Raw genomic sequence first — 15766 nt, 5'->3', positions numbered from 1 at the left:
CTACTTGGGGATACGACTGCCCGAACGGCAGCTATGCGTTAACTTCTTGACTACAAGAGTGGCAATAGGGCAATCTTCTTAGCATGTCCCCAACCCCGCGCTCAACGAGGAGCAAGCCGAAAAATCCCGGGTCCCAGTCAGCCCTGCGGCAGCTGAACCAGCAAAGGATTATCGAGACCCTGATGGGCGGGCCCGCCACCCAGGCTGAGCTTGCCAGGCAGACCGGCCTCTCCACCGCGACCGTCTCGAACATCGTCAAAATCATGCTCGATTCCGGCCTTGCATCCGCCGAGCCGATCACGAGTTCCGGCAGGCGGGCCCTCAACGTGCGCCTGAACAGCAACGGCGCGGTGGCGGTGGGAATCGACTTTGGCCGGCGGCACCTCCGGGTGGTCCTCGCCTCCCTCAGCTATCACGTTATCGCCGAGGAATCCGTCATGCTGCCGCTCGGCCACCAGGCGGATGAAGGCATCCGGGCCGCCGTCGCCCTGCTCGGGAAACTGCTGCGGGAAAGCGGAGTTGAACGCAGCGCCGTGGTGGGTGCCGGCGTCGGAATCCCAGGCCCTATCGACCGCCGCACCGGCACTGTGGCGCAGGGTGCCATCCTTCCGGAATGGGTGGGCATCAACATCCTGCAGCACCTCGAGGAGACCCTGAGAATCCCTGTCTACGTTGACAACGACGCCAACCTCGGGGCCTGGTCAGAGGTCACTTGGGGGCAGCATTCCGGAGTCAGCAACCTGATGTTCCTCAAGATCGGGTCGGGCATCGGCGCAGGCCTGATCCTCAACGGTGCGCCCTACTACGGGAACGTCGGAATCACCGGCGAAATCGGGCACGCCACCATTCATGAACAGGGGCTCGTGTGCCGCTGCGGGAACCGGGGCTGCCTGGAGACCATCGCCTCCACCACCACCATGATCGAACTCCTCAGCCGGGGCGAAGGCCGGCCGCTGACCCCGGCGGACATCGTCAGGAAGGCGCTGAACCGGGATCCCGCCACGCTCCGGGTGGTTGACGACGCTGGCTTTTCCGTGGGACGGGCACTGGGGAACGTGGCCAACCTGATAAATCCTGAAGTCATCGTGGTGGGCGGACCGCTGGCGGGGCTCGGAAACATCCTGCTCGATCCCATCAGGCGCGGACTCGTAAGGCACGCGGTCCCCGTCATCGGAGAGACCACAACCTTGGCCATGTCCTCCCTGGGTGACCGGGCAGAAGCGCTCGGCGCAGCCGCCCTCGTCTTCCAGCATGCGGGTATCAGGAAGACGTAGACCGTTTCGTTATCCCCCTTCTTGCGTTCAAGACTTGACGACAAAGGGAGTGATCCAGTTTACTTTTGCATCAGACGGCCCTGCGCTTTGCCGGCCGGACAAAGAAGTCATTTTGCATTGGAGGGTTAGGGCTCATGACGTCCCAGACCACGCAAACGGAACCGATCATCCTCGAGATGCGGTCCATCACCAAGGAGTTTCCCGGCGTCAAAGCGTTGGACAACGTGAGCCTGCGGGTGAAGGCCGGCGAAATCCACGCCATTTGCGGCGAGAACGGCGCCGGCAAGTCCACCCTGATGAAGGTCCTCTCGGGCGTCTACCCATACGGCAGCTACGACGGCGACATCGTCTACCAGGGCCAGGTCCAACAGTTCCGTGATATCCGCGCCAGCGAGCATGCGGGCATCGTGATCATCCACCAGGAGCTGGCGCTCATCCCTGAGCTGTCCATCATGGAAAACATCTTCCTTGGCAACGAACCCACCAAGCGGGGGGTCATCGACTGGGCCGAAGCGCGGCTGCGCTCCCTGGACCTGCTGGCCAGGGTTGGGCTGCGGGAGGACCCGGACACGCCCATCAAGGAGATTGGCGTCGGCAAGCAGCAGCTGGTGGAGATCGCCAAGGCGCTGAACAAGTCCGTGAAGATCCTCATCCTGGATGAACCGACGGCGGCCCTGAACGAATCAGATTCCCAGCACCTGCTGGACCTGATGCTCGGCCTGAAGGCAAAGGGCATCACCTGCATCATCATTTCGCACAAGCTCAACGAGATCGAGCAGATCGCTGATTCCATCACCATCATCCGTGACGGCAAGTCCATTGAGACCCTGAACGTGAAAGCCGACGGCGTGGACGAGGACCGGATCATCAAGGGCATGGTGGGCCGTACCCTCGAATCCCGGTTCCCGGACCACACCCCGAAAATCGGAGAGGTATTCTTCGAGGTCAAGAACTGGACCGTGGCCCACCCGAATGTGCCGGACCGGCTGGTCTGCAAGAACTCCAGCTTCTACGTCCGCCGAGGCGAGATTGTGGGCTTCGCCGGCCTCATGGGCGCAGGCCGCACGGAGCTGGCACGGTCCATTTTCGGCCGGTCCTACGGTCGATTCATCAGCGGCCAGATTTTCAAGGACGGCAAGGAGATCACGCTCAAGAACGTCCGCCAGGCCATCGATGCCGGGCTGGGCTACGTCACGGAGGACCGCAAGTCCCTGGGCCTGAACCTGCTGGATGACATCAAGACCACCACGGTGGCGGCCAACCTGCGGAAGATCAGCCGCAACTCCGTGGTGGACCCCAACCAGGAATTCACCGTGGCGGAGCAGTACCGCAAGTCGCTGCGCACCAAGACCCCGTCCGTCGAGGAGGGGGTGGCCAAGCTCTCCGGCGGAAACCAGCAGAAGGTGGTCCTTTCAAAGTGGATGTTCACCGACCCTGACCTGCTGATCCTGGACGAACCGACCCGCGGCATCGACGTTGGCGCCAAGTACGAGATTTACGGCATCATCCAGCAGCTCGCGAACCAGGGCAAGGGAGTCATCGTGATCTCCTCGGAGCTCCCCGAACTCCTGGGCCTGTCGGACCGCATTTACACAATTTTCGAAGGCGCCATCACCGGTGTCCTGAACAAAGACGAGGCCAGCCAGGAAAGCCTGATGAAACTGATGACCTCCGCCCGTAAAGCCGCCTGATCCCCTGGATCACTCCCGAACCTTCCGGACACAAGGACAGACACCATGAACGCCCTTAAAAAGCTGTTTGGCGGCAACACCCGCCAATTCGGCATGATCTTCGCCCTGGTGGCACTGATCATCTTCTTCCAGATTGCGACCGACGGCCGGACCCTCACCCCCGGCAACGTCATCAACCTCTTCAACGGCAACTCCTACATCCTGATCCTGGCCATCGGCATGGTCCTGGTGATCATCGCGGGCCACATCGACCTCTCCGTGGGCTCAGTCGCGGCGTTCGTGGGGGTTACTGTGGCCCTGGCAATCCGCGACTGGGGCATCCCCTGGTATGCCGGCGTGCTGCTGGGCCTGGCGCTCGGTGCGGTGATCGGCGCCTGGCAAGGCTGGTGGACCGCCTACGTGGGCATACCCGCGTTCATCGTCACCCTGGCAGGCATGCTCCTGTTCCGCGGCTTCAACCAGTTTGTCGGCAAGTCCAACACCATTCCCGTCCCTTCCGACTTCCAGTACCTGGGCGCCGGCTACCTCCCTGAGGTCGGTCCAAACACCGGATTCAACAACCTGACCCTGCTGCTGGGCATCGCAGCTGCAGCGTTCGTCGTGTGGGGGGAGCTCCGCTCCCGCAACCGCGCCAAGGCCCTGGGTGCCGAAGTGCCGGAGATGTGGGTCACCGCCCTGAAGCTGGTCCTCATCAGCGGCGCCATCCTGTACGCCACGTACCTGTTCGCCACCGGCCGCCCCGGAACCTCCTTCCCGATCCCCGGCCTCATCCTGGCGGTCCTGGTCCTGCTTTACGGCTTCATCTCTTCCCGCACCATCCTGGGCCGCCACGTCTACGCAGTGGGCGGGAACCGGCACGCTGCCGAACTGTCCGGCGTGCAGTCCAAAAAGGTCAACTTCCTGGTCATGATGAACATGTCCATCCTGGCCGGCCTCGCCGGCATGATCTTCGTGGGCCGCTCCACCGCATCGGGCCCCTTCGACGGCGTTGGCTGGGAACTTGACGCCATCGCGGCGGTCTTCATCGGCGGCGCCGCCGTGACGGGCGGCGTGGGCACCGTCGTCGGTTCCATCATCGGAGGTCTGGTCATGGCCGTCCTGAACAACGGCCTCCAGCTGCTGGGCGTGGGCGCCGACCTCACCCAGATCATCAAGGGCCTGGTCCTCCTGATCGCCGTCGCGTTCGACGTCTACAACAAGTCCCAGGGCAAGAAGTCGATCATCGGCCTCATGACCAGGAACTTCAACCGGCCTTCCGGCGGCGGACCCAGCAACCCCCTGCAGCCGGACGAAACCACCTCCACCAAGGAAGCGATCGCCAGGGAAGCCTGAGCTCCGCAGCCTGGACAGAGTTACACCACCACAAAGAAAGAGAACCAACAATGCGAATGATGGGTAAAGCAGGAAAGGCAGCAGCAGTCGCTGCCATCGCAGCACTGGCGCTGACGGGCTGCGGACGGTCAGAGACCACCACAGGCGGCGGCACCGAGGGCGCCGGCGGCTTCGAGCAGGACTCCGCCATCGGCGTCGCTCTTCCGCAGAAGACCAGTGAAAACTGGGTCCTTGCAGAGAAGCTGTTCAACGACGGCCTCAACGAAGCAGGGTTCAAGCCTGACGTTCAGTTTGCCAACGGCGGCGTGTCGGAGCAGCAGAACCAGATCAGCGCCATGGTCACCAAGGGCGCCAAGGTCATCATCGTGGGCGCCATCGACGGCTCCCAGCTGGGCACCCAGCTCAAGCAGGCCAAGGACGCCGGCGCCACCGTCATCGCCTATGACCGCCTGCTGCTGAACACCGAGAACGTGGACTACTACGTGGCCTACGACAACTTCAAGGTGGGTGAACTGCAGGGCCAGGCACTGCTGGAAGGCCTCCAGGAGAAGAAGGGTTCCGGTCCGTACAACATCGAGCTGTTCGCCGGTTCGCCCGACGATGCCAACGCCAAGGTCTTCTTCGACGGCGCCATGAGCGTCCTGAAGCCGAAGATCGACGACGGCACCCTCAAGGTCCTCTCCGGACAGACCGAGTTCGAGCAGGCTGTCACCCAGGGCTGGAAGGCTGAGAACGCACAGCGCCGTGCCGACACTCTGCTCACGGGCAGCTACTCCAGCGAAACCCTGCACGGCGTCCTGTCCCCGAACGACACCCTGGCCCGCGCAGTCCTGACGTCCGTCAAGGCCGCCGGCAAGGAGCTCCCCATCGTCACCGGACAGGACTCCGAGGTGGAGTCCGTAAAGTCCATCATGGCGGGCGAGCAGTACTCCACCATCAACAAGGACACCCGCAAGCTCGTTGAGCACGCGATCACCATGGTGAAGGACCTCCAGGCCGGCAACGAACTGGAAATCAACGACGAGAACTCCTACAACAATGGTGTCAAGACCGTTCCGGCCTACCTGCTGGAGCCGGTCATCGTTACCAATGAGAATGTCAAGGAAGCCTACGCGGGGGACCCGGTCCTCGAACCGATCACCAAGTAAGCAATCCTGAACCAGGAAGTGCCCGGTCCCCTCTTGAGGGCCGGGCACTTCTGCGTCTGGCCTCCATACTTCCACCCGCGCCCTCACACCTTTCGCCAGAATTTTCCGAACGCTCCATCAGCTTCGCCGGGTCGTTCCGGAACCCTCTAACTGAAGTGAGAGGATGGTCACCATGAGTGCGCCCATTGCCAAGCCATGGCTGTTCAGCCAGTCCGATCAGGACCCCCGCTACGCTACCGGTTCTCCCCTGCGCTGGGGGGTCATCGCGACTGGCGGCATCGCCCGTTCGGTATCGCAGGACCTGGCTTTGTTGGCCGACGCCGAGCTTTACGCCGTGAGCTCCAGGGCCCAGGACACGGCAGACGCGTTCGCGGCTGCGTATGACTTCACCCGGGCTTACGGGGACGACGGCGGTGTGCCCGGCTACCAGCGGCTGCTTGCCGACGAGCAGGTGGACGTTGTCTACGTGGCGACTCCCCACGCACAACACCATGAGATCGTCCTTGCGGCGCTCAATGCAGGCAAGCACGTCCTCTGCGAAAAGGCGTTCACCATAAACGCCCGTGAGGCAGCAGAGCTTATCGAGGTAGCCCGAAGCCGCAACCTGTTCCTGATGGAGGCGGTGTGGAGCAGGTTTTTGCCGAGTATGCAGCGCGCCTTCGAAATCGCGGCGTCCGGTGAGCTCGGGAACGTTCGTTGGGTGACAGCAGACCTCGGCTTTCCAGCGCCTTATTCCCCTACCGCCAGGCTTTGGGCGCGGCAGGACGGCGGTGGAGCTTTGCTCGATATTTCGGTCTACCCGCTGCTGTGGGCGCTGGGAACCCTTGGTTTTCCCCAAACGGTGAGTGCTACCGGATTCATCAATGACGACGGAGTGGACGCGCAGAATGCCCTCACGCTGGGCTATAACCATGGGGCGCAGGTGCAGTTGACGTCCTCCCTGCTGGCCCACGGGCCTCGGATTGCCACAGTCGCCGGAGACTTGGGCTTCCTGCAAAGCGTGGGCTCGATCAACAACCCCCGTCAACTGGTAGTGGCTACAGGCCTGAATGACCGCCGCACTGAAACCTTCGAAGCTGTGGGCCGTGGCTACGCCTATGAGCTTCGCGAGGTTACGCGCTGTATTCAGCAGGGCCTGACGGAAAGCCCTGTAATGCCGCTGGAGGACTCACTGAACACCATGCGCCTTTTCGATGGAGTCCGTGCCCAGCTCGGTGTCACCTACCCCAATGACCACCACTGAGGACGCGGGTTCTTACTAGCCCGTTGATACTTGACGGGTATCGGACCGATTGTCATACCGCCGCGACTTAAAGTTTTCCTTTTTGTCGAGTTGTTTTAACAGACCCTAGACTTCCTGCAACAATCGGTTTTAGGCTGTAGACATCGTCGGATGCAACAGTACTGGGGGTGGTACGCATGGCTAGAAAAGTCTCGCCATGGCGTGCGCTCAGGCCGGTGCTGCTTGCTGGAGCAGCCACGTTCACTTGGCTCACGTTCTCAGCAACGGCAGCTTCCGCCGATGCGCTTCCGGATGCAGCATCCGTGTTGGGGGGCGTCACCGCTTCTGTATCCTCGGTGGCGGACAGGCTGCCCGTTCCGGACTCCACGGCTCCGGCCGCCACTGTCTCGGCAGCACAGGCGTCACCATCTGGCCTGCTGAAGCCGATAGTCGGCGGAGTCTCGGGGCTGGCCGATAACGTTGTAGCCTCCGTCCCTGTAGTTAGCCAGGTGGTGCCCGCGGGAACAGTGTCGGCGGTTGCGGTTCCGGTCGCCCAAGTGGCGGATACAACAGCTTCGGAAGCCATAATGGTAGTTGCCGCGCCTGTAGTCGAGGCGACGCCTGTGCTGGAACCGGTACTGCAACCTGTTTCCGCCGTGATCACCGGCAACGCTCCGCTTCCCGTTCCGCTTCCTGACCTTGATGGTGTGCTGGCGCACGAGGATGTTGAGCAGCAGGCGGAAGCGCCAACCAACACCACTGAGACCGTGGCTCCGGGCGCAGTCGCTTCGACTGCGGCCATTGCAGCCGCGGCAGCTTCCGTTATTGCCGGCACCAGCGACTTAGTCTCGGCGGACTCGTCCCGGCTGGAGTGGGTTTTCGCTGAGGCGCAGGTCGGGGAGCAACCCGACACCAACGATCCTTCGTCCTTTCCTTTCCCGGCACCTGGCGTGCCCGCTTCAGGTACGGGAAGCGGAGCATCTTCGGGTGTGTCCTCCGGTGCCGCAGCCTGGTTGAGTCCCTGCGATCTTGACCTGCCTATCACCGGCCCCGCTCCTGCTGGTGAGCTCCTCGAGCACATCCCTGCGCCGGTGTCCTACGACCCCGGCTCCTCTCCTGACTAGTTGAGTCCCCTCTGCCCTTTCCGGCAGAACACGGATCCTACAGGCGCTGCTCAGCGCCGTAACTCAACTATTCAGGAGATACCATCATGAGTTCAAACCTTCGCAGGGGGATGCTTGGCACCCTCTTCGCCGGCGGGCTTTTAGCCCTCGGCTGCACCGCGGCAAATGCCGCGGACACTACCAGCGGATCGGATCTTTCCGCCTCCGCCCTCATCTCGGCGGCGACGTCCGCTGATTCGGCGTCGTTGGGTCTGCTGGGTGATTCAACGCCGTCCGGGTCAACTGGCGTCGCCGCCGCAGCGGATGTAGCACTCGCTGGTGATACAGTCACCGGCATCGACGGCGTCACGGGTGCCCTGGCAGCCGCCGCTACCGTTGATCTGGGACTTGGCAACGTTGGCTTGGCTGACGCGTTCACAATAGATGTGGCCGTAGCTGCAGACGCAACTCTGGGTCTGGGAACCGCTACAGGCACGACGGAACCCGCCGGGGCAGACGTAGTGGCAGTGGCCGACGGCAACCTGTCCCTGGGCGCTGCCGACGTTGCAACCACGGACCTGGCCGTAGCTGCAGACGCAGCGATCGGACTAGGAACAGCGACAGGCACCCCAGAACCTACCGGGGCAGACGTATCGGCAGTTGCCGACGTCAACGTGGCCCTTGGTGCTGCCGACACCGCAACCACGGACCTGGCCGTAGCTGCAGACGCAGCCATCGGACTAGGAACAGAGACAGGCACCACAGAACCTACCGGGGCAGACGTAACGGCAGTTGCCGACATCACCCTGGGCGGCACCAACGGCACCACCGGCGGCAACGGCGGCAACGGCACCCTCGCCGACGCACTCGTCGACATCACCCTCGGCGGGACCAACGGCACCGATAGCAACAACGCCACCGTCGCCGACGCACTCGTTGACATTTCACTCGGCGGCTCCAACGGCACCGACGGCACCACCGGCGGCAACGGCACTATCGCCGACGCACTCGTCGACATCACCCTCGGCGAAACCAACGGCACCACCGGCGGCAACGGCACCCTCGCCGACGCACTCGTCGACATCACCCTCGGCGACACCAACGGCGGCAACGGCGGCGTAAATGCGGGGGCGGGCCTGGGGCTCGACCTGGGCACCGGCAGCAACGGTGAGGCTGACGCAGGACTGGGCGTAGACCTTGACCTTGGCCTCGGTCTGGACGGCAACGGAAACGGGACGGACAATCCCGGTAACGAGACGCCCGCTACTGAGAACCCGGGAACTGATACCCCCGGTGACGGTGCTACCGGCGGTGTTGGCACGGTGAATCCCGGAACGAACACCCCCGGAACCGGCACCGATGTCGGAGCCGGTTCCGGCGACGGAAACACCGGCCAGAACGATGGCAGCGGCTTTGGCACCGTTGACACCGGCAACGGCAACGGCAACGGCACCTTCACGGTAGCCCCCGCTGGTTCCACTTCGGTGGGCGGTGCCATCGCCGTCGACACTTCCGCCGGCAGCGCCAGCCTCCGCAGCACCCCGTCCCAGGGCAGCACCGGCCTGGCCAAGACGGGCGTGGACGCCTCGTTGGCGCCCCTCGCCCTGCTGCTTCTGGCGGCAGGACTCCTGATCCTACGTAAGCGGAAAGTCTCCTAACTCCAAAGACATCCAGAAGCGCCTGCCCACGCGCCTGAAACGGCAGCACCCGGCAGGCTGAGGGAAAGGAGGCATTTCAAACCAACCATCAAAACTATTTAGAACATGTCCTCAGCACACATGTCCTTGTAACCGGTGGTCCGGCGGCGAAAGCCATGTATCTTCGCCGCCGGACCACCGGCATGCCTCCCGTCGCCACGGGCCCGATCGCCCGATTACCCTACTCGCCCGTATAATTTGGGGTACGACAGTGCCGCAGCGCACCGGGAGGAACGGGTCATGGTGGCGGAATCGCCTAGCTCCATCAAGAATGAAGTGGTCGGCGGACGTTATCGGTTGGGCGAAGTCATTGGCCGCGGCGGTATGTCGTCCGTGTACTGCGCCCGGGACGAGAAACTGGGCCGCGACGTAGCACTCAAGCTCTTTGCACCGCAGGCTCCGGACGCGGAAGAACTAAAGCGCCAGGAAGCGGAAATCCAGCTCCTTGCCACGCTGAACCACCCAGGACTGGTGACGCTCTTCGACGCCGGCATCGATACGCGAATACCTGACGAGCCGAGGCCGTTCCTTACCATGGAACTCGTTGAGGGCCAGGACCTCAGGAGCCGGATCCGCCACAGTACGGTTCCCTTGGAGGAGTTGGCCGTCATTGGCGCCGGAATTGCTGACGCACTCGCCTACGTTCACGGTCTGGGTGTCATTCACCGCGACATCAAACCCGGCAACATCCTGCTGGTCCAGATCCGCCCCGGTGAGCCCCTGCGCCCGAAGCTCACCGACTTCGGCATTGCCAGAATCGTGGACTCGACCCGGCTGACAGCCACGGGAACGATGGTGGGCACCGCCGCCTACCTCAGCCCCGAGCAGGCCATGGGGCAGCCCCTCTCCCCCGCCACGGACATCTACTCCTTTGGACTGGTACTGCTGGAATGCATCAAAGGGACTGTGGAGTACCCAGGCAGCGCAGTGGAATCTGCCGTGGCCAGGCTGCACCGCGCACCCGAGGTTCCTGACGGCGTCCCCTCCGAGTGGGCTGACCTGATCCGCTCCATGACAGCGATCAATCCGCTCGAGCGGCCGGCAGCGGCGGACATCGAAACAGTTCTGCGCCAGGCACTGGTCTCGCCCGCGTCCACTCCGGGTGAGCTTGCGCCGGAAACCACCAGGGTCCTGCCGGCCATGCCCTTCCACCCTCCGTCCATCACTGCGGAGGAGTCGGTGGAAGAGATGCGGGAAGCTGCAGGACCTAATGCTCCCTTTACTGGCGCGCTGGCCACGGCGAGCCCTGCGGCTGTCGTGGCGCAGGTACGGGCGAAAGACTCGAAGCGCCGGACCAAGCGCTTCTGGCTCACCGCCCTTTTGGGACTCGTGGTAGTTGCGGCGGCTGTCGCGGCACTGATGATGACCCTGTCCACCCAGGCAACTCCCGACGTCGTACCCTACCCTGAGGTGACCGGCGTCCTCGGCGAACACCTTGAGGAACTCCAAAAGAGCGTGGAACCGTGAGGTTGACGCCTGCCGGCAGCGGCCGGCTGGCGCTGGGATGGTCGGCCGCCGTGCTGGCGGCTGCTTTGCTGGGTGGCTGCGGCACAGCGGAAACCGGCCTGCAACGCGACGCCGCACGGCAGCTGCAGGCCCGTGTGCTGGAGGTGACCCAGGCGTCATCGCAGGACGATCCCGCCGCAGCGCTGAGGGCACTTGAAGGTCTCGAAGCTGAGCTGGAGGCCGCCCAGTCGGAGGGCCGGATTTCCGAGGAACGGCGCAGGAGCATCACCACGATCGCAATCGCTGTGCGGGCAGACCTTAATGAGGCTGTTGCGGCGGCCGAAAAAGCTGCGGCTGAGAAGGCAGCCGAGGAGGAGAGGATTGCCGCGGAAAAGGCCGCTGCCGAAGCTCCGCCGCCGGCAGTTGAAATTCCTGCACCTGCACCTGCACCTGCACCTGTTCCCGTCGCTCCCCCAGCCCCCGGTCCGGAGGCAGACAAGGACGATGACAAAAAGGGCCATGAGGGCAAAGGCAAAGGGAACGGCTGACGCTTAGGGACCAGCAGCGCCAGGCAATCCAGCGGCCCTGCGGGTGATGTGCTCCAGGACCGCCGCGAGTGCCGGCCAGGTGCTGTTGCCGCTCCGGGTCCTTGCGTAGGCGCGCACCCGGACGTCCGGATTGAGCAGTGGAACCAGCGTGACGCCCGGGCGCGGCTCCCTGTCGGAGGGCAGGAGGCCGACCCCCATACCGGCCAGGATGAGGTCTTCCACCAGCTCAAGGCTGTCGGCCTGGTGCCTCACCCGCGGCTCGAAGTCTGCCATTGACGCAAGCAGCCTGAGGACGTCCTCGTCTGCCCTGTTCCGCGAGTTGCCGATCCAGTCGAGGTCCCGGTACGCCCTCAGAACCTCCGGCGCGCTGCCCGCGGCCCCAGCGCCAGCATTTGCAGGAACGCCAAGGCTCCATGGAGTGTTCCAGAGGTGGAGGGAATCGAAGGAGGTTCCGCTGCTGTCCGGGGCGAGGTTGTAGTCATAGGTCAAGGCGAGGTCCACAGTGTCTTCTGCCAGGAGGGCAAGGGCCTCTGCCGGTTCGTGTTCCCTTACTTCGAGTTTCACCTCGGGATGAGTGACGGCCAGGTCCGAAACGATGGGCATGAGGATCTTGCGGACTGCCGTCACGAATCCAGCTACCCGCACCGTTCCAGCCGGCTCGGCGCCCGGATCCAGTTCTGCAGTGGCAGCCTCCACAGCTGCAAGGATGGCGACGGCGTGATGGGCAAGGCGGCGGCCCGCAGGAGTGAGCCGCACGCCCCGGCCGGCGGGTTCGAGCAGCGCGGTACCAGTTTCGCGTGCCAGCGCCGCTATCTGCTGGGAAACGGTGGATGTGGTGGTGCCCAGTGTTTCGGCAACGTTGCGCATGGAGCCCTGCCGGGCGAGTTCGAGCAGGACTTCGAGCCGCCGTGTTTCCATAAAGCTATTGTCCACAAATTCTGGACGATGTGTGAAGCAATGTCACGTGGACGTACACATTCCCTTCACGGTGTACTGAATCCATGCCATCTTCTTCCACACACCACTTCAGCGGAGCGCGCTCCGGTACAGCCATGGCCGGAGCGGCGATGTGCTGCGTGCAATTGGGTCTGGCCGCCTCCGTCGGACTGGCCGACCGTCTCGGTTCCGACGGCGTGGCCTGGCTGCGCCTGGCCTGGGCAGCGCTGATCCTGGTCGCGTTCACCCGCCCCTGGCGTTCCCGGTTCAGCAGGCGCGGGCTGGTGACGTCCATCCTGCTCGGGTTGGTTACAGCGGGGATGACACTGATGTTCATGGCTGCTGCCGTCCGGATACCGCTTGGCACAGCCAGTGCCCTTGAGTTCCTCGGCCCCCTGTCAGTCGCGGTCATCCGCGGAGGGAAGGCAGGCCGCTGGTGGGCCCTGCTCGCCGCCGCCGGCGTTGCGGCTCTGACGGAACCGTGGCACGGCGGCACTGATGTGACCGGCGTCGTGCTTGCCTTGGGTGCTGCCGCCTGCTGGGCCGGCTACATCCTCCTGACCCAGCGCGCCGGCGATGAAGTGAACGGCCTGCAGGCACTGGCAGTCTCCATGCCCGTGGCCGCACTGGCAACCACCGTGTTTGTGGGGCCGGCGGTGGCGGCGCACCTCGACTGGCAGCTGCTGCTGGTGGGCGCGGGCCTGGCGCTGCTGATGCCCGTGGTCCCCTTCAGCCTCGAACTTCTGGCCCTGCGCCGGCTGAAGGCTTCGGCCTTTGGAACGCTGATGAGCCTGGAGCCGGCCATCGCGGTTGCGATTGGATTCCTGGTCCTGGGGCAGCTGCCGGGCCTGAGTGCCGTCCTGGGCATTGTGCTGGTGGTAGCCGCAGGCATCGGGGTGACCCTGCAGGCTGAAAGGGAAAAGCCGGCAGACAGCAGCGCAGTGAACGACGGCGGTCCGGAGACAGTGGAGAGGGCAGCAGTACGTTAGAGGTGGGTGCGAAAGAGGCGGCGCCCCGGAGTTCAGACTCCGGGGCGCCGCCTCTTTCCCGTTGCTGGTGAAGGTCCTAGCCCAGGGTGGCGAGGACCTTGTTCAGCGTGGCCGACGGACGCATCACGGCGGAAGCCTTGGCGTCGTCCGGGTGGTAGTAGCCTCCGATGTCCACCGGGGAGCCCTGCACCTCGGCCAGCTCGCCGACGATCGTCTCCTCCTTGGAGGAAAGCTCGCTGGCGACGGAGCTGAACGCGGCGGCAAGGTCGGCGTCATCCGTCTGCTTGGCCAGTTCCTCAGCCCAGTAGCGGGCCAGGAAGTAGTGGCTGCCGCGGTTGTCCAATTCGCCGGCGCGGCGGCTCGGGGACTTGTTTTCCAGCAGGAAGGTGCCGGTGGCGCGGTCCAGGGTGTCGGCCAGGACCTGTGCCCGGGCGTTGCCCTTGGTGGTGGCCAGGTGCTCGAAGCTGACGGCCAGGGCGAGGAACTCCCCCAGGCTGTCCCAGCGCAGGTGGTTTTCCTTGAGCAGCTGCTGGACGTGCTTCGGGGCAGATCCGCCGGCGCCGGTCTCGAAGAGCCCGCCGCCGTTCATCAGCGGAACAATCGAGAGCATCTTGGCGCTGGTGCCCAGCTCGAGGATCGGGAACAGGTCCGTCAGGTAGTCGCGGAGAACGTTGCCGGAAACGGAGATGGTGTCCTCGCCCTTGCGGATGCGCTCGAGGGTGAACGCGATGGCCTTGACCGGAGACATGATGTGGATGTCCAGCCCCTCGGTGTCGTGGTCCTTGAGGTACTCGTTGACCTTGGCAATGAGGTTGGCGTCGTGGGCGCGCTCCTCGTCCAGCCAGAACACGGCCGGCGTCTGGGACGCGCGGGCACGGGTGACGGCCAGCTTGACCCAGTCGCGGATGGGCAAGTCCTTGGTCTGACAGGCGCGCCAAATGTCGCCCTCGCTGACCTGGTGCTCGATCAGGACGTTGCCGGAGCCGTCGACGATCTGGACGGTGCCCGGTTCCTGGATTTCGAAGGTCTTGTCGTGGCTGCCGTATTCCTCGGCGGCCTGTGCCATGAGGCCGACGTTCGGCACCGTTCCCATCGTGGTGGGATCGTAGGCGCCGTTGGCGCGGCAGTCATCGATGACTACCTGGTAGATGCCGGCGTAGGAGCTGTCCGGCAGGACTGCCAAGGTGTCCGCTTCCTTGCCGTCCGGTCCCCACATGTGGCCGGAGCTGCGGATCATGGCGGGCATGGAGGCGTCCACGATGACGTCGCTGGGGACGTTCAGGGTGGTGATGCCCTTGTCCGAGTCCACCATGGCCAGCGCGGGACCCTCTTCGAGGCCCTTCTTGATCAGGGACTGGACGCCTTCGCGGACGTCCTCCGGGAGGTCCTCAAGGCTGCTCAGGATTGCGGCAAGACCGTTGTTGGGGCTGATGCCGGCGGCGGCGAGCTGCTTGCCGTAGGTCTCGAAGAGCTCGGAGAAGTAGGCCCTGACCACGTGGCCGAAGATGATGGGGTCCGAGACCTTCATCATGGTGGCCTTGAGGTGGGCGGAGAACAGCACGCCCTCTTCCTTGGCGCGGGCAACCTGGGCCTTCAGGAATTCATCCAGCGCTGCGGCGCGCATGACAGTGCCGTCGATGACCTCGCCGGCCTGGACCGGGAAGGCCTTCTTGAGGACCTTAACAGAGCCGTCCTCACGGACCAGCTGGATGGCGATCGTGCCCTCGGAATCCATGACCACGGACTTCTCGTTGGAGCGGAAGTCGTCTTTGCCCATGGTGGCCACGTTGGTCTTGGACTCCGCGGTCCAGGCGCCCATGGAGTGCGGGTTCTGGCGGGCGTAGTTCTTGACGGACAGGGGTGCACGGCGGTCGGAGTTGCCTTCACGCAGGACCGGGTTCACGGCGGAGCCCTTGATCTTGTCGTAGCGCGAGCGGATGGCCGTCTCCTCGTCCGAGGAGGGGTTGTCCGGGTAATCCGGCAGCGCGTAGCCCTGGCCCTGCAGCTCCGCAATGGCGGCCTTCAGCTGGGGGATGGAAGCGCTGATGTTAGGGAGCTTAATGATGTTGGCTTCCGGCGTCTTTGCCAGCTCACCGAGCTCAGCAAGGGCGTCACCGATCTGCTGCTCCGGGGTGAGGTAGTCACCAAACTGGGCGATGATGCGGCCGGCGAGCGAGATGTCGCGGGTCTCCACCTCCACACCTGCTGTCGAGGCGAACGCCTCAATGATCGGCAGGAACGAATAGGTAGCCAGCATCGGCGCTTCGTCGGTGTGGGTGTAGATGATCTTGGACATGCGCGGGCGTCTCCCTGTGGGTCGGCTTGGTTGTGAAAATTCTGTCTATTCCACCATGTACAACTTACCCGAGGACGCGGCTTT

General features: G+C 64.0%; 12 protein-coding genes. 10 read left to right on the top strand and 2 right to left on the bottom strand.

Features of this window, described 5'->3' with window-relative positions; translation table 11 throughout:
• Positions 1 to 83 precede the first annotated feature (83 nt).
• The 9 genes from FDW84_RS08600 (at position 84) to FDW84_RS08560 (ending at position 11461) form a co-directional block, all read left to right on the top strand.
• Positions 84 to 1274, top strand: a complete 1191-nt coding sequence (locus FDW84_RS08600) for an ROK family transcriptional regulator (protein ID WP_138608495.1) — start codon at positions 84 to 86, stop codon at positions 1272 to 1274.
• Between the two features lie 134 nt (positions 1275 to 1408).
• Positions 1409 to 2965 (top strand): multiple monosaccharide ABC transporter ATP-binding protein, encoded by a 1557-nt coding sequence (gene mmsA / locus FDW84_RS08595; RefSeq protein ID WP_138608493.1) that lies wholly within the window; start codon positions 1409 to 1411, stop codon positions 2963 to 2965.
• 45 nt (positions 2966 to 3010) lie between these two features.
• Positions 3011 to 4297 (top strand): multiple monosaccharide ABC transporter permease, encoded by a 1287-nt coding sequence (gene mmsB / locus FDW84_RS08590; RefSeq protein WP_138133965.1) that lies wholly within the window; start codon positions 3011 to 3013, stop codon positions 4295 to 4297.
• A 50-nt stretch (positions 4298 to 4347) separates the two neighbouring features.
• Entirely contained in the window at positions 4348 to 5445 is a 1098-nt protein-coding gene (locus FDW84_RS08585; protein ID WP_138608491.1) for a substrate-binding domain-containing protein, read from the top strand.
• Positions 5446 to 5617: 172 nt separating this feature from the next.
• Entirely contained in the window at positions 5618 to 6688 is a 1071-nt protein-coding gene (locus tag FDW84_RS08580; protein ID WP_138608489.1) for a Gfo/Idh/MocA family protein, read from the top strand.
• Positions 6689 to 6864: 176 nt separating this feature from the next.
• Complete coding sequence (locus FDW84_RS08575) at positions 6865 to 7791, top strand: hypothetical protein (protein ID WP_138608487.1); 927 nt, start codon at positions 6865 to 6867, stop codon at positions 7789 to 7791.
• A gap of 86 nt (positions 7792 to 7877) precedes the next feature.
• Entirely contained in the window at positions 7878 to 9428 is a 1551-nt protein-coding gene (locus FDW84_RS08570; RefSeq protein WP_138608485.1) for a beta strand repeat-containing protein, read from the top strand.
• Between the two features lie 279 nt (positions 9429 to 9707).
• The gene (locus FDW84_RS08565; RefSeq protein ID WP_138608483.1) at positions 9708 to 10934 is read left to right on the top strand and encodes a serine/threonine-protein kinase; all 1227 of its coding nucleotides are present in this window, start codon (positions 9708 to 9710) and stop codon (positions 10932 to 10934) included.
• The gene (locus FDW84_RS08560) at positions 10931 to 11461 is read left to right on the top strand and encodes a hypothetical protein (protein ID WP_240721442.1); all 531 of its coding nucleotides are present in this window, start codon (positions 10931 to 10933) and stop codon (positions 11459 to 11461) included. Before FDW84_RS08565 ends, FDW84_RS08560 begins: the two co-directional genes overlap by 4 nt.
• A gap of 3 nt (positions 11462 to 11464) precedes the next feature.
• Here FDW84_RS08560 and FDW84_RS08555 read toward each other — a convergent pair whose 3' ends face one another.
• Positions 11465 to 12379, bottom strand: a complete 915-nt coding sequence (locus FDW84_RS08555) for a LysR family transcriptional regulator (protein ID WP_138608481.1) — start codon at positions 12377 to 12379, stop codon at positions 11465 to 11467.
• An 83-nt stretch (positions 12380 to 12462) separates the two neighbouring features.
• Here FDW84_RS08555 and FDW84_RS08550 point away from each other — a divergent pair, with 83 nt between their 5' ends.
• Complete coding sequence (locus tag FDW84_RS08550; protein WP_240721441.1) at positions 12463 to 13386, top strand: EamA family transporter; 924 nt, start codon at positions 12463 to 12465, stop codon at positions 13384 to 13386.
• Positions 13387 to 13462: 76 nt separating this feature from the next.
• Here the strand turns inward: FDW84_RS08550 and FDW84_RS08545 are convergent, their stop codons facing one another.
• Entirely contained in the window at positions 13463 to 15682 is a 2220-nt protein-coding gene (locus FDW84_RS08545) for an NADP-dependent isocitrate dehydrogenase (protein WP_138608479.1), read from the bottom strand.
• Positions 15683 to 15766 lie beyond the last annotated feature (84 nt).

The sequence above is a fragment of the Pseudarthrobacter sp. NamE5 genome, assembly GCF_005796225.1.
Taxonomy (GTDB): domain Bacteria; phylum Actinomycetota; class Actinomycetes; order Actinomycetales; family Micrococcaceae; genus Arthrobacter.
This window is presented reverse-complemented; position numbering and strand designations above follow the sequence as displayed.